This window comes from Bacillus sp. ILBB4 (genome assembly GCF_035064545.1).
Classification (GTDB): domain Bacteria; phylum Bacillota; class Bacilli; order Bacillales; family Bacillaceae_H; genus Priestia.
On sequence record NZ_JAIQVD010000004.1, the window covers coordinates 272,761 to 292,292 of the forward strand.

Here is a 19,532-nt window from a genome sequence, read left to right on the forward strand (position 1 = left end):
CGGGTCTTTTTTGTGTTTTTCTATTGATCATCAAAGTTATAGTTGAATGATTTAAATGGAGGGATATGGATTATGTACTTACATGGAACGAGTAAAATTAACAGCAGCAATCATTTAGAAATTGGGCAGTGCGATACGGTCGAACTGAAAAAACAATACGGCACTCCCCTATACATCTACGATCAAGAATTAATTGAGACGAAATGCCAGGCCTTCCATTCAGCCTTCCAAAGAAGTGGATTTTCATATCAAATAGCCTATGCAGGGAAAGCCTTTCTTTGTATGGAAATGGCTAATCTTTTAACGAAGCTTGATATGTCATTAGATGTGGTCTCAGGAGGGGAATTATTTACAGCTCTTGAAGCGGGATATCCAGCTGAACGCATTCATTTTCACGGAAATAACAAAACGATTGAAGAAATTGAAATGGCTCTTAATGCGAATATCGGCTGCTTTGTTGTGGATAACTTCACCGAACTTGAAGTTTTGCATGCCTTAGCAGCTGAGCGCAAACAGAAAGCATCTATTCTTCTCCGTGTTACTCCAGGGATTGAAGCCCATACACACGAATATATTATGACCGGACAAGAAGACTCAAAGTTTGGATTTGGTCTTTCCAATGACCAAGCCATGAAAGCGGTAAGTTCTGCATTAGAAAAGCCTTATTATAATCTTTTAGGCATTCATTGTCATATTGGTTCGCAAATTTTTGAAGTAGATGGTTTTTCTCGCGCTATTGATATTTTAACTGATTTCTTATTCAATATTCGTGATAAAATGGACTTTGAAGTAAAAGTTTTAAACGTAGGTGGTGGTTTTGGTATTCGTTATACCGAAAGCGATTCTCCTCTTCCAGTTGAGTATTATGTAGATGCACTGACAGAAAAGCTAAGCCGTACGTTAACGGAACAAAATTATACTCTTCCGGAAGTCTGGATTGAGCCTGGAAGAAGCATCGTAGGAGAAGCGGGTACAACGCTTTATACAATTGGCTCAACGAAAGAGATTCCAGGTGTACGCAAATACGTGGGAATTGACGGGGGTATGACCGATAATATTCGTCCTGCTTTGTATGATGCAAAGCATGAAGCTGTCTTGGCTAATAGAGTGACGGATAAAAAAGATGAAACGGTATCGATTGCGGGGAAATGCTGTGAATCAGGAGATATGCTTATTTGGGATATCGATTTACCGCGCGTTAATCAAGGAGATTTATTAGCAGTTTCCTCTACAGGTGCCTACAACTATTCAATGGCTAGCAATTACAACCGCATTCCGCGCCCTGCTGTTGTATTTGTAAAAAATGGAGAAGCTCGTCTTGCTGTGGAGCGAGAAACATACGAAGATTTGGTGCGAAAAGATGTAAAGCCAGTCGTTACTACGTATGCAATGAGCAAATGATAGCTGTTCTTGCGTAGTAAAGAAGCTATTGTTGTTTGGAGGAAATATAACTATGGTTTTAAGTGTATTTAAAACGTACAGATCATCGCTTATTCTGCTTCTCGCTATTTTAATTGGCGGGATAGCAGGATATGCTATCGGGCCCGATGTAGCAGTCGTAAAGCCCTTTGGTGATTTGTTTCTTAATTTAATGTTCATGATTATCGTTCCCCTTGTCTTTTTTAGTGTGGCTTCGGCAATTGCAAACATGAACGAAATGAAACGTCTCGGTAAAATTATGCTAGGTATCGCCGTTGTGTTTATCGCTACTGCTGCTGTTTCAGCTGTTCTAGGCTTTTTAGGCGCGTCACTTTACAATCCGCTGCACAACGTAGATACTTCTGCGATTAAAGAATTAATGGGTGACAGTGAAAATACAGCTGAAAAAATGACGCTTTTAACTCAGCTTGTTAGTACCTTTACTGTACCTGATTTTGTTCAGTTATTTTCGAAAGAGCATATTTTACAATTAATTGTCTTTGCCGTCATTTTCGGTATTGCTACAACGATGGCCGGTGAAAAAGGACAGCCTATGGCGAAATTCCTGACTTCGGGTCAAGAAGTATCGATGAAGGTTGTTAAAATTGTGATGTACTATGCTCCAATTGGTTTAGGGTGCTATTTTGCTACTGTAGTAGGAGAACTAGGACCAAAGATCTTACAAGGGTACGCTAGAGCATTTATTCTTTATTTATTAATTGCAATCGTTTACTATTTCGGCTTCTTTACGCTATACGCATGGATTGCTGGCGGTAAAGCAGGAATTAAACTGTTCTGGAAAAATGCAGCTGCTCCTTCTATCACCGCTATTGCTACCTGTTCTTCTGCTGCATCTATTCCAGTCAATTTAGATGCAACAAAGAAAATGGGTGTGCCACTTGATATTGCTGAAACGGTGATTCCATTAGGAGCAAACACGCATAAAGATGGTTCTGTTATTGGCGGTATTCTAAAAATTGTTTTCTTATTCAGTTTGTTTGGAAAAGATATGACCTCTGCTACGAGCATTTTGAGTATTTTAGGTGTAGCCTTTTTAGTTGGAGCTGTAATGGGAGCAATCCCTGGAGGCGGTATGATTGGCGAAATGTTAATTATTACGATTTATGGATTTTCGCCAGAAGTTCTGCCCATTATTGCGGTCATTTCCACGATTATTGACGCCCCTGCTACCCTGTTAAATAGTACAGGAAATACAGTAACAGCAATGCTGGTTACAAGGTTTACAGAAGGAAAAGACTGGATTAACAAAATTATCACCACCGATAAAGTCGCCTAGTAAAAAAGCAAAGGGAACAGTCTTAGTGACTCTCCCTTTGCTTTTTTCGTGTGCAGTAATATCGATAGAGGTGTATAAAGTCTGTAAATACGCACATTCTATAGGTATGTTTCATAACCAGACTGGAGGTGTCGTCTAATGAGTAACGCTGCAGGAGGTTCAAAGAAGAATCAACCGAATGATGCAAATCACGTAAGTGCAGAAACAAAAGCTCATCAAAAACGTCTCACTGAACAAAACAAACAAGAGCATCAGGCTGAAGAGCGAAAATAAAATTACGTCAAAGAACGCAGGGCCTGTGCCAAACGTTCTTTGACGTAATTTTATTTTTAGAGAGAGCTTCATACCGTCACTCGTTATAGGTCTATCGTACAACCTCCTTTCGAACTTTTACATATTCTATTAGTAGGTTTATAAAAGGAGGAATGGTATGATGTTTTCCTGGCTAGAGATTACAACCGCAGCATTTGGACTTTCAGTTGTTTTAATCAGTTTTGCATTTTTGCCCGCACGCACATGCAAAAATCTTTATATCCCCCATCAGCTAATAGCAAAATCTATGTTTCTCTATAAAAAAATTATTCGTTTTATAAATCAATTTCGACGGAAACTTTAGTTCATTTCCTTTCCTTGTTTTTATTCATTGGATATAATCAGCACATTTACAGTAAATAATTTAATGGTTAAAATAAAGAGTAAAGAAAAAGGATAAGCAGTTTGCAGAAATGGAGTTTCACATGGAAATCAGAGACTTAGAATATTTTATAGAGGTAGCGAATCATAAAAATTTTACAAAGGCAGCGCTGCAAGTTCATTTGTCACAAACGGCTTTAAGTAAAGCCGTCAAAAAAGTAGAAAATGAACTAGGATTTGAGCTTCTTGATCGTTCAACAAGAGAATTAAAGCTAACCGATGCAGGAGAAGTCGTGTATCATCAGGCAACTAAAGCTCTGTCGGTGTTAAAAGACATGCCTCACTTGTTGGGAGATTTAGTGAACTTGCAAACAGGGCAAATCAAGATGGGAGTCCCTCCGCTCATCGGGACCTTGTTTTTCCCGAAGATTGCAAAAGCATTTAATGAACAATACCCTAAAGTATCTCTAGAGCTTATTGAATTTGGAGCAAAAAAAATTGAAGCACTTGTGGAAGAGGCTGGTGTAGATATGGGGATTGTTATGCTTCCTCTCACAAGCGTTCATGATGAACATTTTCACGTATACCCGTTCCTTAAGGAGAGATTCCTTTTATACGCGCATAAAAACCATCCTTTAGCGAAACGTTCTTCCGTCTGGATGAAAGAATTGGAGCATGAAAAATTCATTATGTTCAGTGAAGAATTTACGCTGCACGACCGGTTAATTCAAGATGCTTTAAAATCAGGCTTTGTGCCTTCTATAGCGTATAAAAGTTCTCAATGGGATTTAATTATTGAATTAACAGCGGCAGAACTAGGTATTGCTATTTTACCCGAATCGCTTTATGCCAAAGTGAAAGATCCCAATATTACTACCGTACCTATTGCAGATCCTGAAATGATGTGGGAACTTGGAATTATTCTGTTAAAAGAACGCTACAGTTCATTCGCTGTACGAGAATTGATTAATTTTTTAACCGAAAAACAAATGACAGATAAATTGGGGCCCATTTAAAAAGAGTCTGGAACAAAAGTATGTTAGTTGAAGGACCATCCGAACGAGTTTGGTTGAGAATCCAACTCGTTCGGATTTTTTTAGGGTGATGATGAACGTAGGTTTCATGTATGTATTTGATTCTAGCTGTTGATTGGATGGGTTTAGTTATGTCTCCGTCTCTTTTTAGGTGTAATACAAATTTTATCATTCAACAATCCCTACAATGAATCCATCATAGCCTTTGCTTCCAACGGTTTGTATAGCCGTGGCGCTGATTCGTTTTTCTTGAGCCAGAGCATTCATAAATTGACGAATTCCCTTTACATTTTCATCTTCACTTTCTGAGTTCACCACATGCCCTTGACGAACAACATTATCACAAATAATCAGACTTCCTCTTTTCGATAATTCTAGAGCCCACTTTAAGTAATTTGGGTTATTCGGCTTGTCAGCATCAATAAAGATAAGATCAAACGGATCTGTTCCCCTATCTTTTAATACAGCTAATGTATCAAGCCCGGGGCCGACAATGACTTCTACTAAGTGGCTTACTCCCGCTCTTTTTAAATTAGCTCTTGCTACTTCTGCATGATGAGCGCTTAATTCGAGCGTAATCAGCTGCCCGTCTTTCGGAAGAGCTCTGGCTAGCCAAATCGTGCTGTACCCTCCAAGAGTACCAATTTCCAAAATGCGTTTAGCTCCTTTTAATGAAGCTAACAAATGCAGAAACTTTCCTTGACTAGGCGATACGTCGATGGCAGGTAATTCAGCTTCTTGATTTGCCTTCAATACCTCATCAAGAATAGGGTCAGGTTGTATAAGCTTATCATTCATATAAAGATCCACTTCATTCCAAATTTCATATATAGACATTTCCATACTCCTCCACATAAGTGATAAAAGCTTTATTATTTCAAAGATACGAATATGTTCTTCTCATATTCAGCTTGTTGCCATAATCGTTCGTATTATGAATGTGTTCTAGCTCTCTCATAAACTATCCTGCTCGCTCTTAAAAAGAATTGTTATATGTCCATAAAAAAAGACCTTCAGAGAGGTCTTTTTTATCTTTAAATAATCGTAACTTTACTAAGATCTATCTTGGCACTTTTTAAAAAGTTATATGTCAATTTATCCATTTTTGCACTTTCAAAATCGGATTTCTTTAAATCTGATCCTCGAAACTGTACATTTAGCAAAGTTGCGTTGCGAAATGAGGCTTTTTTTAATGATGTTCCTTCAAAGATTGTTCCGTTAAATGTTTCTTCGTCAAATACAACGTCTGTTAAATTACATTGCTTAAAGTACGTGGTGTCATAGATACAGCCTTTAAAACTAGCCTGTTTAAAATTTGCCCATTTAAATTGTACGCCTGTCAAATTAACCTGATGAAATATTGCTTTCGTTAAATTGCTGCTTTTAAACATGCTGTCTGTAAGATCTGCGTAGCTAAAATCAGATTCATTCAAATTACTTGCATTAAATTTCCCTTTATACACCGATATAGAACGAAAATCAGATTTTGTAAGCTCGGTCTTTGAAAAATCCATAGGGACGGTTTGCTTTAATTCCTTTGTTTCTACATTTATTGATTGAATCAGTTCTGTGATATCACCGATAGAATTGATTGTCATATAATAAGCCTGTTCTTCATTATGCCCGTCTTTTCTGTAATCTGTAAATTTTTCCTGCAAGTTCTGTGATAGTTCTTCTTCTAGATCTTGAACATTTTTTACATCCTGATAAGGAGCCAAAATGTTATGCACATGATTTTTTATTTTTTCGTTCATTTATAACATCATCCTTTCTTACAACAATAAATCAATAATTTTTTTCGCTTGCTCCCAGTTTTCTTTGTTTTGTTTATATACGCTTTTTCCTTGTTCTGTAATTTTATAGTATTTTCTGCGACCGCCTTGTACAGCATCTCCCCAGTAAGAAAGAATATGCCCGTCTTTTTCCAGGCGCTTCAAGCTTGAATACATTGTGGCTTCTTTTAATTCATACTGCTCTTTAGAGTAGGTATAAATAAGCTTACTAATTTCATAACCATACTTATCTCCGCTGAGAAGTAATTTCAAAATCATTGTATCTGTATGTCCCCGAAGTAAATCTGAAGACATTTTTGCATATACCAAAGTATCACCTCTTTATGTATAATTTAAATCATATTACCATGACAATCAAGGTATTATATTCAATAAAATACACTAATTTATAATTGAACATATGTAAACAGCTTAACCAGTAGAAAATAGCCGGTAGAAACGTACCGGCTATTTTCTAGGAGAGACCTTATTCTTCGTTATAACTGAGCTTAAATACTATCGGCGTACTTTCTGCTGATATTTTCCAAACCATGTGATGATACCCCTTGCTCCAGTAATCTTTTATTAAATAATCAGGGATTCCAAATATGTTTTTCCATACTTCCTGAGCATTTTTGTATCCGCTGTCCAAACAAATTTTTTTAATTTCTTTGCTTTGAAGCGTAAGCAGCATAGTATGTAAAAGCAGTGTCCCTACACCTTTTCTTTGGTACTTTGGATGAACAAAAACTGTGCCGATTTCAATCCATCCTTGCAGCTCTCCTTTTGTACACGCCGTAATTAATTCACTAGCAGGACCATATTCGATACATCCAATAATCTTATTGGTGCACTTATCTATTCCAAGCCAAAAGTATCGATGTTTTCCACCGCTATCGAGGTCACTTTTTAAATATTGTTCTTTACTTTCAATTTCTATTTGTATATCGTTCACCATGTCAGATAGACCCTCTTTATGAAAGGTATCTGTGATTACTTCATTAAAAAGCTCGTGGAGTTCTGCGCTGTCTTCTGTTTTTGGTCTTCTTATTTCAATATGATGCAATGTTCATTCCTCCTTGTTATTTTGTTATTTCACGTCGGAATATGAAGCTTTACCATTATTATTTGTTATTTATCAATCTATGTTGATAATCCTTTTCTCTTTCTACTGTTTTTCTAATAAAAAAGCACGAGAAACTTTGAGTTCTCGTACTTTTTTATAATATGGATTCTACTTTTCTATTGGAAAATGTTAATACTGATTCACAAAGCTCTGGATTTTACATACGAATTCAAAAAGATTCTCCTTTATCTCTTTATCCTCTGTTTTCTCTACTTGCTCCTGTATGGCATCAATCATTAAACGTGCTCTTTTAGGATCTATAGAGGCCGGCTGGCTGCTGTTGTTTGATAGACTTTTCAAAATTTGATTAGTCATTTTGTTTTTATCATGAATATAAAATAATATTTGAGGAACTTGATTAATTAACAAATTTACGTATCTGCGAAACTCCTCTATCTCATATAATTCTCTTGAATTACCTTTAAAGCCATCAACGGAAAGCATAAGACTCTGGTAGCCTTTATCACTGCGTTGATTAAGTGTTTTAATCACTTTCAAAAACCGATCGAACTTTAGATAACGTATTTCGTCTTTCCTTAATTCTAAAAATTCAACTTCTCCTTTTTCCAAAAAGGGATCTTTGATAAGACTATTATCATTCATATACATTCTCTCCCTACTAATTTATTAGTTGTAGAGCTTGTTTTGAATTCATTTGTCTATCGTTTTAGTAATTGTTTACCTCTTTTAAGCCCGTTTTAAAACCTTTATTTGTAAAACGCTTACATAAATATTCTCATTTGCCTGACGTGTTGACGGAATTCTGATTATTATCCGATAAATGACGAATGAAAAAGAGCTCCTTTACAGAAGCTCTTTTTAAAAAATTATAGTGATGCTGATAACTTTATATCTTATTTGCTTCTTTTAATACTGCTAATAAGTATTCCCATGTCTTAATAGTAGACGGAATGCTCAGGTGTTCATCAGGTGTATGAACGTCGTATATATCGGGACCGAGCGAAATGGCGTCTAATCCAGGGATTTTTTCCAGGAAAATACCGCATTCAATTCCAGCATGGATGGCGTTGATCTCCGCCTCTTCCCCATACTTTTCTTTGTAAACCTTTTTACATAATTCACGAATTTTTGAATCTCCATTGTACGCCCATTCAGGGTAATTACCTTTTGTTTCAACTCTTCCTCCGACTACTTGAGCAAGTATGTGCACTTGACTTACTATTTTTTCTTTTAAGCTTTTTACTGAGCTGCGGATTTCATTTTGAAAAACAATCTCAGACTCTGTCGTCGTAATCACACCTAAGTTAGTAGAAGATTCTACCAATTCTTCGATATTCATACTCATGCTTTGAACGCCGTTTGGTGTTAGCATAATGGCTTGTACAATTCGTTCTGTCGTTTCTTTTGTAAAACATTTCTCAACGGAAGAAGATTTGTTTATTTTCACATATACGCTCGGATCAGCCGCTTGTAATTCATTTTTTACTATTTCGTTCCACTCACGAATCTTATTTTCTAGCTTTCCTACCTCAGAAGGCTCAACTGATAGAATTGCTTCTGATTCACGGGGAATCGCATTTGATTTTAATCCTCCACTAATGCTGCTTAAAGAATAGGGAAGTTCATGTTGTAAATCATATAAAACTCTCCCTAGCAGTTTATTAGCATTTCCTCTTTCTTTATCAATTTCCATTCCAGAATGTCCGCCGCGCAATCCACCGATGCTTAAGCTATATGTTTCTGAGTTATCGGAAGAGGATTCCCAGTCTACGGGAATACGAAGCACGCCTTTTATCCCGCCTGCGCTGCTGACAAGCAGCTTTCCATCTTCTTCTGTATCAAGGTTAATAAAGATTTTCCCTTCAAAATGAGCTGGATTTACAGCAATGGCTCCGCCCATAGTTGTTTCTTCCTCAGTAGTAATGACTACTTCAAGAGAAGGATGAGCTATATCCTGAGCATCTAGTAAAGCCAGTGCATATGCAACGGCAATCCCGTTGTCAGCTCCTAGCGTAGTACCATTTGCATAAAGCATATCTTCCACAATTCGCAGTTGAAGCGGATCTTTTTCGAAATCATGCACAGTTCCTTTATTTAACTCGCATACCATGTCCATATGTCCTTGCAAAATGATGGCTGGAGCATGTTCATACCCTTTAGTTGCCGGCTTTTTAATAATTACATTTAAAGCCTCGTCTTGTATAACTTCAAGGCTTCTTTCTTTTGCAAAAGAAACTAAATAGTCACTAATTTTCTTTTCATTTCCAGATTCTCTAGGAATAGCTGAAATTTCGTTAAAAAAATAAAAAACCGGATGTTTAATTAATTCATTTACTGTTTGCACCATATGTATCATCCTTTCTAATCTGTAGGCTTTTTTATCATACTATTTATCTTTATAGGAGAAATAGTATAAGGCTTCTTTTATGTATCGCCTAGTTATATTTTAACGTTGATTAACTCGATAGAATAGATATAACATAAAAAAGCATAAAGGAGCTCATTAGACTCCTTTATGCTTTTAATGACTTATTCTATTTTTTATTGAGCTGTATATCCGCCGTCCATTACTACCGCTTGACCAGTTACACCTTTTGCTTTATCACTCGCTAAGAAAATAGCATAGTCAGCAATTTCGCTCACGTCTAGTAATCTTTTTTGAGGGACTAAAGGATAAATAACTTCTTCAAGCACACTCTCTAATGGTACATTTCTTGTTTTAGCTAAACCATCTAACTGACCTCTCACTAGTGGTGTATCCACATAGCCAGGACAAAGTGCATTCACCGTAATACCGTGTGCTGCGCCTTCAAGAGCAGCTACTTTTGTTAGCCCAATTACACCGTGTTTAGCACTGTTATAAGCTGCTTTGCCCGCAAAACCGATTAAACCGTTGATAGAAGAAACGTTAATAATACGTCCGAACCCTTGTTTTTTCATAATCGGAAACGCGTGCTTAATCGCCATAAATGGAGCTGTGAGCATAATTTTGATCATTAACTCATATTTTTCAGTTGGAAACTCTTCGATTGGAGAAACATGCTGCAAGCCAGCGTTATTAATGAACGTATGAACCGCTCCAAAATGCGCGTTTGCTGTTTCAATTAAATGTTTGATTTCTTCTTCTTTTGTTACATCGGCTTTGACACCAAGCGCTTCAAATCCAGCTTCACGAAGATTTTGTGCTGCAGCTTCTACAGCAGCTTGATCAATGTCGGATAACACAATTTTTCCTCCGTTTTCTGCGAATCGTTTACCTATTTCAAACCCAATTCCTCTTGCTGCTCCTGTGATTACAATTACTTGATTTTCAACCATCTGTATTCTCCTCCTGTTTTTAAATAATACCGGCTGCCGCTAATGCGACTCCTGCAAATAAAGCGATTGTTGGAATGATAAATGCAACAACAAATACGTCTTTATAGGTTTCTTTATGCCGAAGGCCAGTTACGGCTAACAGTGTTAACAACGCACCGTTATGCGGTAAAATAGATGCACCTGACGCAACGCTTGCAATACGGTGCAGAGCGTCAGCACTTAAATTCGTCGTTTGAGATAAGTGATACCACGTATCTCCTAATGCTTGAAGCGCAATACCCATACCGCCGGATGCTGAACCCGTGATCATCGCTAGCACTTGAACACTTAACGCTTCTGAAACGAGCGGATTACTCGAAACATTTAGCAACACATGCGTGACATCTTTAAAATCTGGAACTGCTGTAATAACCGAGCCAAAACCTACTGCTGCACTCGTATTAATAACAGCCATCACGGATCCTTTTGCTCCTTCATTTATAGAAGAAATAAACTTCTTATAATGTTTAAAATTAATAAGTAAAATAGAAAAAATACCAATTAATAACGAAACGATAGGCTCCCATTTTAAAACGTTTAATGCCACGACAACAACAATCAGCGGTAAAATAGCTAATATTACATTCATCGAGTCCTGCTCTTCACTCGCTGCGACTGATGATTCATTAGGCTCGGTAAACCCTTGATTTTTAGCTTTTAATTTTTTATCGCGATAAGCTAACCATAAATATCCTCCCACTGCCATAATAAGACCTGAGACCATTCCAATAATCGAACCGGACATTGCATTGGTTTTAAATGTAGCAGTCGGGATCAGATTTTGAATTTGAGGCGTACCTGGAATCGCTGTCATTGTAAACGTAAATGCTCCGAGTGCAATGGTTGCTGGCAGTAAATTTCGCGATACGTTAGCTTCTCGAAATAGCGCGATTGCTAAAGGATAAATCGCAAAGACAACAACGAATAGACTCACTCCGCCGTATGTCAAAATAGCTGAAGCAATCAGCACCCCTAAAATGGCTCTTTTACTTCCAAATAATTTAGCAATACGCTGCGCCAACGATTTAGCTGCGCCTGTATCTTCCATTAGCTTTCCAAAGACGGCTCCTAATAAAAAGATGGGGAACCATTTTGCAGCGAAATCTACAAACCCTTCCATATACACATCTGTATAAGTAGGCAGTACTTTTAAACCGCTAAAATAAGCAACGAACGTAGCTACAACAGGCGCCACCCAGATAATAGACCATCCTAGATAAGCAAAAAACATCAACAATAACAATCCTACAATAATAACCACACGGTAACCTCCTTTCCTTTTTAATACATATACATAATGGATTATTTCACAACACCACAAGTTTACACCCGTTAGTTTTATAAGTAAAATGAATAAAAGGAATCAAAACCATGAATAAAAGTCGTAGTTTATTTAAAAATCCACACTCGATTATTTTCCTCCTATAATTTTACTCTGAGTAGAAGCTAAGTTTTTTTCTTTCACATCCCGCTTTCTTCCTGTATTTTCTTTTCTTTTATAAGTTTTTCCGAACATATAGATGGGTATTTGAATGTTATGACACAGAAAAAGAGGCGATCTTATGCTACATTTCATAACAGACTTACTGAAACAATTTGGAATTTGGGGACTTTTAAGCGGACTGGCCATTGAGGCTTCCTCCCTGCCGTTTCCTGGTTCTCTTCTCACCCTTACCTACGGATACTTATTAAACATGCACATAGTGAAATTATTATTAATCGCTTTTGCAGGAAGCGCCGTTTATACAGCTTTTAGCTTTATACCTTATGGGATAGGCTATAAATTAGAGGATAAGGTAAAGAAAAAATTATCAAAGAAGAAAAAAGCATTTGAGAAATCACAAAAATGGTTTAAAAAATGCGGATTATGGAGTATTGCGATTGCTCGTCCTTTAGGGCTCGGCAACTACATTTCCTACCTTTCAGGGCTATCTAAAGTGAAACCTATGCCGTTTGCTCTGCTCACATTTCTTGGTATCTTTCCTTTGAATATTGCCATGCTTTGGTTAGGACAAATCGGAAACTTTAAGTCCATTCAATCTTTTATTTCAGATGCACAAACCTATATTTTAATTGCAGCGGTAGTGGCTGTATGCGGATTTTTAATTTATAAGTTCTATTTTAAAAAAAGCAGCTGCAGCGAACAGTCTAGTTCAATGTAAGAGTATAAAAAAAGACCCCTTGGGGTCTTTTTTTATCAAATAGAAATAACGCCTAAAATTAATGCAGCTATTGTCATCACTGCCGTAGTTCCTAGTGCCCACTTAATTAAAAAGCGTTGCAAATCACTAAATTCAATTCCTACCATTCCAATTAATAAGTGAGCTGCTGCTACCAAGGGACTTATCACGTGAACAGGTTGCCCTAAGATAGCAGCTCTTCCAATTTCAGCTGCGCTAATGCCATAACTTTCGGCAGCTTGAGCAATAATCGGCAATACGCCAAAATAAAAGGCATTATTAGACATAAAAAATGTAAAAGGAGCACTTAAAAATGCTACTACAACTGGTAAAAAAGGGCCCATTGCATCTGGGATTATTCCTACAAGTGTATTTGCCATAGCATCAATCATCTTTGTTCCAGACATAATTCCTGTAAAAATACCTGCTGCAATAACAATTGAAACGACGGCTACCGCATTATTTGCATGAGATGAAATTCGCTGCTGTTGATCTTTGATGTTTGGATAATTTATTAATAATGCAATAGCAAACGCTACCATGAACAAAAGCATCAGCGACGTAAAGTCCATAATTAAGCACACCATAAGACTAACGGTAAGGAGAAAATTAAACCATACTAACTTAGGGCGTCGATAGTCTGAATGTTGCGCTGTTCCCTCTAATTCATGTGCATGTGCAATTTCATTTGCAGAATGTTTAATATTGATAACTCCTAACCTTTTTCTTTCCCTTCTTCCAAGAACAACAGAAACAAACAGCACCCATAGAAGCCCAAAACCCATTACAGGTATTAAAGGCAAAAACAACTGAGACGAATCTAAATTTAATGAACTCATAGCCATAGCAGAAGCACCTCCCCACGGAGTCATATTCATAACTCCCATAGATAGCATCGCAACTCCTGCTAGGATAAGCGGATTCATTTCTAGGCGTTTATATAATGGAAGCAAAGAAGAGACCGTTATCATATAGGTAGTAGTTCCATCGCCATCTAAAGCAACCATCATTGAAAGAACAGCAGTTCCGACGACGATTTTTAGAGGATCTCCTTTTACAACCTTTAAAATGAATGAAACGAGAGGGTCAAACAATCCTGAATCAATCATTAATCCAAAATATAAAATAGCAAATAAAATCATAATAGCTGTAGGAGCGATATCTTTTACACCCTCTAGCATCATAGGCCCCATTCCACTAGCAAAACCACCTATTAAACCAAATATAATTGGAATAATGATAAGAGCAACCATGGGGGTAAGTCGTTTTGACATAATTAAATACATGAATACTGCAACCATTAAAAATCCTAATAAAGAAAGCACGGATATTTTTCCTCCTTTTTGATAACGTTTTCATTTTTGTTTGCTACACGTTACTAAAAAGGTATCACTTGTTAAACCAGGTTCATAGATAACCACCATAAGTTTAATATCTTTTATAAAAGTAATTCTTTTCATTTTTTTCATGCATCATTTTTACATAAAAACGAGATAGCGGACAAAGAACCGCTATCTCGTTTTTATGCAAAATTAGTTACTCGGTATTTCCGCTCAGGCCTCCCTACACTTCCATACACTATTTCCACCTGCATTTCTTTACAAGATACTAAATACTCTAAATACCTTCTCATTGTTGAATAACTGATACCTACTAGTTGAGCAAACTCATCTACATTCAAGCTCTGCTGAACTTCGCGAACTTTATCTCTTACTAAACGAAGAGTATGTTTATCAATCCCCTTAGGAAGTTCTGTTACTGCAGCTGCTGATTGAGTGTGGCGGTTATGATGTGTTCTAAATAAACGGTCTATTTTGTCTTGGTTAATCATTTTATTTTCGGTTAATTCTATTCTCGTAGACTGATAATGTTTTAAAGTAGATAAAAATTTATCAATAATTACAGGTTTCACCAAATAACCAAATGCTCCTCCTCTTATTGCTTCCCCTACTGTTTCAACATCATTGGCTGCCGTTATTAAAATAATATCAATTCCTCGATACTTCTTTCTGATTTCCCATAGCAGTTCCACTCCGTTGATATCTGGTAAAAAGACGTCTAATAAAATTAATTGCGGCGTAAATATTGTTAGTAATTCTAAAGCCTGTTCTCCAGATCCTGCTGTCGCAACAACAGTGAAATGCTCTAGTTTCTTAGTAAACTGTTCATAAATTTGTGCAGCTGTAGAATCATCTTCTATAATCATCACATTAATTTGATTTTCAGTCATATCGATTCTTCCTTTTCATTATTTAATAGCTTTGGGATAACTAATGTGAATCTTGCCCCTTGTAACATACTTTTGCTTATGTATAGTTCACCTTTAAGCAGCTCTACAGATCTTTTAACAATAGTCAATCCAATTCCGTGATTTTCACCTTTTTTCGTTGTGTAACCATCTATAAAAATCATATTTTCTACTTCTTTTGATATCCCTTGTCCATTGTCTTCAACTTCAAAAATCAGGTCATTTCCTACATCTGTAAAAGATACCAGCACGTTCCCTTTATGTTCTCGCACAGCTTCGAGCGCATTATCAATTAAATTCCCCAAGATAGAAACAACGTTTTTTGCGTCTTCGATATCTAAAGTACTTGTTAAGTTACTATCTTGGTCAATTTCTAAAGTAACGTCTAATTCTTTCGAACGATTGATCTTTCCAAGTAAGCATGCCGCAATCAAAGGATCCTTTACAGAAGACATTAAAAAAGAAATAATATCTTGGCGTTCCTTTACCTCTGATGAAATCATTTGCATGACATGCTCATACTTCTTTAACTTTAACAATCCATAAATCACGTTCAGCTTATTTAAAAATTCGTGATTTTGAGCACGTAAATTATCAGAAAACATTTTAATTTTAGAAATCTCTTCTGTCAATTCTTCAATTTGAGATAAAGTTCTTATAGTAAGGACGATACCCTGCACTTCTTTTTTTCTTACAATAGGAGATAAATCTAAAATATACTGCTGACCATCTAGTACAAGGGACTGGTTAGAATACACCCGCTGCTTTTCTATCGCTTGATCAATTAGCTGTCCTAAACGGGCGTTCTTTATCTCTCCTCCTATTTGAAGATGACCAAATAGTTCTCTAGCCCTTCTGTTCATCGACGTTACATATTTTTCAACATTTACAGTAACAGTAGCATCTCGAATAGATTCAAGGGTAGCCTCTTTTTCTTTAAAAAGAAAGGAAATCTCCTCCGGTTCCAGTCCAAATATTAGTCTTTTTACCCGCCTTGCAATAAAAAAAGCTCCAAATGCTCCAATAAGAAAAGGAATACAGGACAATTTAATAATTTTTATTCTATAATCATTAATCTGTTTTTCTATATTGCTTACAAGAAACCCTACCGAGGAAACGCCTATTACGTTTCCTCGGCTATCCCATATGGGGGTTTTGGCTTTAATTGCAAAGCCTGAAATTCCTTTTCCTTTATAAATAATGGAGTGATGCTCCTTTAAAGAAGCTTCGTTGCTTGTTTTGGTATGTTTTCCAATATAGCTACTATTGGGATGAGAATAGCGGATTCCTTTATCATTAGCGATGGTGACGTAATCTGCCCCAGTGGTTTTTCTTATTTTTTCTGCAGCAGGTTGGATCTGCTCAGAAGGATTTTTATTCTTAAAAGCTTTTACAATCATTTTGTCTTCAGAAGCTAATTTTGCTACTGTCATAGCTTGCTTACCTACATATTTTTCAACAATTTCATCTATCATTGCAGAAAATAAAATGCATACAAGGACGGTACTCACAAGAATAACTACCGTAATAAGTAATGTAATTTGGGCAAGTAAGCTAGGTCTTCTATTTACATTTGGAAAACGCATACATTCCTCCTTTTAATGAAATGAAATTTCGGCTGTTGTTTCAAGTGTAGCATAAAAGCAAAAAAGTTTAGCACCCAACTTCAAATGTTTATAAACATACTTCTAAAGGGAAAAATAAATCGAATAAACGCTTGACTTAAAGTATACTTTAACAATTATAATCAATTCGAAAACATCGAAAATGGAGGAATCAACATGAAATATACAGTAATCACTGGCGCAAGTTCAGGAATTGGATATGAAACAGCTTTAGCTTTTGCAGCACGTGGAAAAAATCTTATATTGGCTGCACGTAGAGAGGACAAGCTAGAAGAGTTAAAAAGAAAAATTGAAGAACTGAACCAAGATGTAAATGTTATTGTCCAGTCGGTTGATTTATCCGTGGCAGAAAATGCTCATACGTTTTATGAGTCACTCAAAGAGTATGAATTAGAAACTTGGATTAACAATGCTGGATTCGGAAACTTTGCTTCTGTCGGTGAACAAAAATTAACTAAAATTGAAACAATGCTTCATTTAAATATCGAAGCCTTAACCATTCTTTCTTCTCTATTTGTAAGAGATTATGAAAACGTTGCAGGTACCCAGCTTATTAATGTCTCTTCTGGAGGCGGCTACACCATTGTTGCTGATGCAGTCACTTATTGCGCAACAAAATTCTACGTAAGTGCATTTACAGAAGGTCTTTCTCAAGAATTAAAAGGGAGAGGAGCAAAAATGCAGGCTAAAGTTCTAGCTCCGGCGGCTACTGAAACAGAATTTGCACAGCGTTCGATGGATATGAGTGATTTTGAATACGAAGGACGAGTACCTAAGTTTCATACGTCAAAAGAAATGGCTGCTTTTATGCTGGATCTTTATGATAGCAATAAAACGGTAGGACTTGTAGATGGAGTGACTTACAAATTTCAATTAAAAGATCCTATCTATCCATACGCAGACAGAGCGACAAGCTCAGATTCTTAAACAAAAAACACCCTTCCAAGGGTGTTTTTTTATGGCCGTTTAAATGAGTAACTATCTTGTTTATGTAAGGAAGATGCTTAAAGATAATCTTTTCCTATTTATCTTTCCACGCTTTACTTCTTGATTTTTGTTTCACTTTTTTGCACATACTAACCGAACGGAGGTGACAAAAATGGGTACAAAAAAATCTGCTAACCGCGGTCAAGTAGCTCCTGGTGTTAACCCTCAAGGACACGGAAAAGATGTTGAATTTTCAACAGAACCGAAAAGTGAACTTGAAAACAAAGCGAAAAAATCAAATACCAAAATTTAATTAAAAAGGAGAAGAGTACTCTTCTCCTTTTTCTCCCTCTTAACTATTTTTTCAAAAACAAACTCCCCAGATCGTTTCCTCCTTTCTGCTTCTTATAAAATTGGATCAATAGTATAAAAAAGTATACTATACAACAAAAATGTGCGTACTTGTTAGAATGGTTTATATAATTTATGATAAATCTGCAAACGGATTTTATGACAAATTGTATGTTAACTGGCTGTTAATTGTAAGCTATACAGGGTATAGCTTACTCTGAACAGTTCATCACTAAATATTTTTACAGAAAGGTTGTTTACACATGAACAATACAGATAAGAAACAAGAAATTTTAGACGCATTTAACTTTCGTCATGCTACAAAAGAGTTTGATCCAACGAAGAAAATTTCCGATGAAGATTTCCAATTCATTTTAGAAACAGGGCGCTTATCTCCAAGCTCAGTAGGTTATGAGCCGTGGAAGTTTTTAGTCGTTGAAAATAAAGATTTAAAAGAAAAATTAAAAGCTGTTTCTTGGGGAGCACAAGGTCAAATTCCTACAGCCAGTCATTTTGTTATTATTCTTTCTCGCACAGACGCAAGATATGACTCTGAATATGTATTGGATCTTCAGAAAAACGTAAAAGAAATGCCCGATGATGTATTAGAGACATTAATGCCTCGTTATAAAGATTTCCAAGAAAATGATTTTCACTTGTTCGAAAGCAAGCGAGCGCTTTTTGATTGGGCTAGCAAACAATCTTATATTGCACTAGCTAATATGATGACATCAGCTGCTCAAATTGGTATTGATTCTTGTCCGATTGAAGGATTTAACTATGACCAAGTACATGAAATTCTAAAAGAAGAAGGATTACTAGAAGACGGTAAGTTTGATATTTCCGTTATGGTTGCGTTCGGCTACCGAATTCATGAACCTAAACGTGGAAAAACGAGAAGAAGTATGGATCAAGTTGTACAGTGGCTAAAATAGTAACAAAAAAAAGAAGGGCTGACAGCAATGTCACCCCTTCTTTTTTATATCTTTATATGCTGCTATAAAGGCAGCAGGATCGGTGTGTATGGTATAAGCGAACATCCCTTGATTTGTATGTAAGTATAAAAAGCCGCTTTCTTTTGAAACGCATTTGTAAGAGATGTCAAATATGCTGTTAATGTGAAAGCAATCATTCTCTGTTTGAATATTATCAGTATATAAGCACATGTCTTTTGAATGCTGAATCGTCACCTTTTGTGTTCGTTTTATTTTTCTTTCAACGTATGTATAAGGAATAATAGAAATAATGCTCATAGCACCGCTCAAACCCCTCCCTCATGAATGTTTTTCTTTTAAAAGCCAAAACAACTTGTTAACAAAACTCTATCACTTACCAAAAAACAATTCCAGAAATACTCTTTCTGGAATTGTTTTCAAGATTGTTACTCTTTATTTTCTTCACCTTTGCAAAAGTCGATATTACTGTTTGTCATAGAGGCAATAGCAGGAGAGCCGTTTCCAAACGAAAAACAAGCTCCTACCGATTTTGTATTTGCCGTGTGACTATTTTGTACAACACAGCCTACGCTTACATTCGAATTGTCTTTTAACCCGTTAGTCACGATATTCTCAATGTTAATAATACAGCCCATTTTAACACCTC

General features: G+C 36.4%; 22 protein-coding genes. 9 read left to right on the forward strand and 13 right to left on the reverse strand.

What is annotated here, in order from left to right; genetic code table 11:
- Positions 1–72: 72 nt before the first annotated feature.
- The 5 genes from lysA to LAV82_RS18500 all read left to right on the forward strand — a co-directional run bounded on the left by lysA (position 73) and on the right by LAV82_RS18500 (position 4,365).
- Positions 73–1,401: a diaminopimelate decarboxylase gene (gene lysA / locus LAV82_RS18480; protein WP_211079313.1), complete on the forward strand. Its 1,329-nt coding sequence runs from the start codon at positions 73–75 to the stop codon at positions 1,399–1,401.
- Positions 1,402–1,453: 52 nt separating this feature from the next.
- Positions 1,454–2,716 carry a dicarboxylate/amino acid:cation symporter gene (locus LAV82_RS18485; protein ID WP_013057044.1) on the forward strand — a complete coding sequence of 421 codons (1,263 nt, stop codon included), beginning with the start codon at positions 1,454–1,456 and terminating at the stop codon, positions 2,714–2,716.
- Positions 2,717–2,854: 138 nt separating this feature from the next.
- A complete protein-coding gene (locus tag LAV82_RS18490; protein ID WP_013057043.1) occupies positions 2,855–2,989 on the forward strand; it encodes a hypothetical protein in 135 nt (44 codons plus the stop codon).
- A gap of 157 nt (positions 2,990–3,146) precedes the next feature.
- Positions 3,147–3,332, forward strand: a complete 186-nt coding sequence (locus tag LAV82_RS18495; RefSeq protein ID WP_499716681.1) for a hypothetical protein — start codon at positions 3,147–3,149, stop codon at positions 3,330–3,332.
- Between the two features lie 121 nt (positions 3,333–3,453).
- The gene (locus LAV82_RS18500; protein ID WP_211079312.1) at positions 3,454–4,365 is read left to right on the forward strand and encodes a LysR family transcriptional regulator; all 912 of its coding nucleotides are present in this window, start codon (positions 3,454–3,456) and stop codon (positions 4,363–4,365) included.
- A 186-nt stretch (positions 4,366–4,551) separates the two neighbouring features.
- Here LAV82_RS18500 and LAV82_RS18505 read toward each other — a convergent pair whose 3' ends face one another.
- The 8 genes from LAV82_RS18505 to LAV82_RS18540 all read right to left on the reverse strand — a co-directional run bounded on the left by LAV82_RS18505 (position 4,552) and on the right by LAV82_RS18540 (position 11,860).
- Positions 4,552–5,238 carry an O-methyltransferase gene (locus LAV82_RS18505; RefSeq protein WP_035438961.1) on the reverse strand — a complete coding sequence of 229 codons (687 nt, stop codon included), beginning with the start codon at positions 5,236–5,238 and terminating at the stop codon, positions 4,552–4,554.
- A gap of 179 nt (positions 5,239–5,417) precedes the next feature.
- The gene (locus tag LAV82_RS18510) at positions 5,418–6,137 is read right to left on the reverse strand and encodes a pentapeptide repeat-containing protein (RefSeq protein WP_499716682.1); all 720 of its coding nucleotides are present in this window, start codon (positions 6,135–6,137) and stop codon (positions 5,418–5,420) included.
- An 18-nt stretch (positions 6,138–6,155) separates the two neighbouring features.
- On the reverse strand, positions 6,156–6,485 hold the full coding sequence (locus LAV82_RS18515; protein WP_013057038.1) for a PadR family transcriptional regulator: 330 nt from the start codon (positions 6,483–6,485) through the stop codon (positions 6,156–6,158).
- A gap of 157 nt (positions 6,486–6,642) precedes the next feature.
- Positions 6,643–7,221, reverse strand: coding sequence for a GNAT family N-acetyltransferase (locus tag LAV82_RS18520; protein WP_499716683.1), 579 nt, complete (start codon positions 7,219–7,221; stop codon positions 6,643–6,645).
- Positions 7,222–7,410: 189 nt separating this feature from the next.
- The gene (locus LAV82_RS18525; protein WP_499716684.1) at positions 7,411–7,884 is read right to left on the reverse strand and encodes a hypothetical protein; all 474 of its coding nucleotides are present in this window, start codon (positions 7,882–7,884) and stop codon (positions 7,411–7,413) included.
- Between the two features lie 244 nt (positions 7,885–8,128).
- A complete protein-coding gene (locus tag LAV82_RS18530) occupies positions 8,129–9,589 on the reverse strand; it encodes an aminoacyl-histidine dipeptidase (RefSeq protein ID WP_499716685.1) in 1,461 nt (486 codons plus the stop codon).
- Between the two features lie 194 nt (positions 9,590–9,783).
- Positions 9,784–10,560: a 3-hydroxybutyrate dehydrogenase gene (locus LAV82_RS18535; protein ID WP_013057034.1), complete on the reverse strand. Its 777-nt coding sequence runs from the start codon at positions 10,558–10,560 to the stop codon at positions 9,784–9,786.
- A gap of 19 nt (positions 10,561–10,579) precedes the next feature.
- A complete protein-coding gene (locus LAV82_RS18540; protein ID WP_098546808.1) occupies positions 10,580–11,860 on the reverse strand; it encodes a GntP family permease in 1,281 nt (426 codons plus the stop codon).
- 301 nt (positions 11,861–12,161) lie between these two features.
- On the opposite strand from LAV82_RS18540, the gene LAV82_RS18545 reads away from it, so the two are divergent.
- A complete protein-coding gene (locus tag LAV82_RS18545; RefSeq protein WP_013057032.1) occupies positions 12,162–12,761 on the forward strand; it encodes a DedA family protein in 600 nt (199 codons plus the stop codon).
- A gap of 35 nt (positions 12,762–12,796) precedes the next feature.
- Here the strand turns inward: LAV82_RS18545 and LAV82_RS18550 are convergent, their stop codons facing one another.
- The 3 genes from LAV82_RS18550 to LAV82_RS18560 form a co-directional block, all read right to left on the reverse strand.
- Positions 12,797–14,104, reverse strand: a complete 1,308-nt coding sequence (locus LAV82_RS18550; protein ID WP_499716686.1) for a CitMHS family transporter — start codon at positions 14,102–14,104, stop codon at positions 12,797–12,799.
- A 197-nt stretch (positions 14,105–14,301) separates the two neighbouring features.
- A complete protein-coding gene (locus LAV82_RS18555; RefSeq protein WP_499716687.1) occupies positions 14,302–15,009 on the reverse strand; it encodes a response regulator in 708 nt (235 codons plus the stop codon).
- Positions 15,006–16,613 (reverse strand): ATP-binding protein, encoded by a 1,608-nt coding sequence (locus tag LAV82_RS18560; protein WP_499716688.1) that lies wholly within the window; start codon positions 16,611–16,613, stop codon positions 15,006–15,008. The genes LAV82_RS18555 and LAV82_RS18560 overlap by 4 nt, the downstream gene beginning before the upstream one ends.
- 195 nt (positions 16,614–16,808) lie before the next feature.
- Between LAV82_RS18560 and LAV82_RS18565 the strand changes: the two genes are divergently transcribed.
- From LAV82_RS18565 to LAV82_RS18575, 3 genes are all read left to right on the forward strand, one after another.
- Positions 16,809–17,579, forward strand: a complete 771-nt coding sequence (locus LAV82_RS18565; RefSeq protein WP_013057031.1) for an SDR family NAD(P)-dependent oxidoreductase — start codon at positions 16,809–16,811, stop codon at positions 17,577–17,579.
- 172 nt (positions 17,580–17,751) lie between these two features.
- Positions 17,752–17,892 (forward strand): small, acid-soluble spore protein L, encoded by a 141-nt coding sequence (sspL, locus tag LAV82_RS18570; RefSeq protein ID WP_013057030.1) that lies wholly within the window; start codon positions 17,752–17,754, stop codon positions 17,890–17,892.
- Positions 17,893–18,193: 301 nt separating this feature from the next.
- Positions 18,194–18,865 (forward strand): NAD(P)H-dependent oxidoreductase, encoded by a 672-nt coding sequence (locus tag LAV82_RS18575; protein WP_211080087.1) that lies wholly within the window; start codon positions 18,194–18,196, stop codon positions 18,863–18,865.
- Between the two features lie 30 nt (positions 18,866–18,895).
- Here LAV82_RS18575 and LAV82_RS18580 read toward each other — a convergent pair whose 3' ends face one another.
- Both LAV82_RS18580 and LAV82_RS18585 read right to left on the reverse strand, forming a co-directional pair.
- Positions 18,896–19,183 (reverse strand): hypothetical protein, encoded by a 288-nt coding sequence (locus LAV82_RS18580; RefSeq protein WP_029321736.1) that lies wholly within the window; start codon positions 19,181–19,183, stop codon positions 18,896–18,898.
- A gap of 128 nt (positions 19,184–19,311) precedes the next feature.
- Entirely contained in the window at positions 19,312–19,521 is a 210-nt protein-coding gene (locus LAV82_RS18585) for a spore germination protein (protein WP_013057027.1), read from the reverse strand.
- Positions 19,522–19,532: the final 11 nt, after the last annotated feature.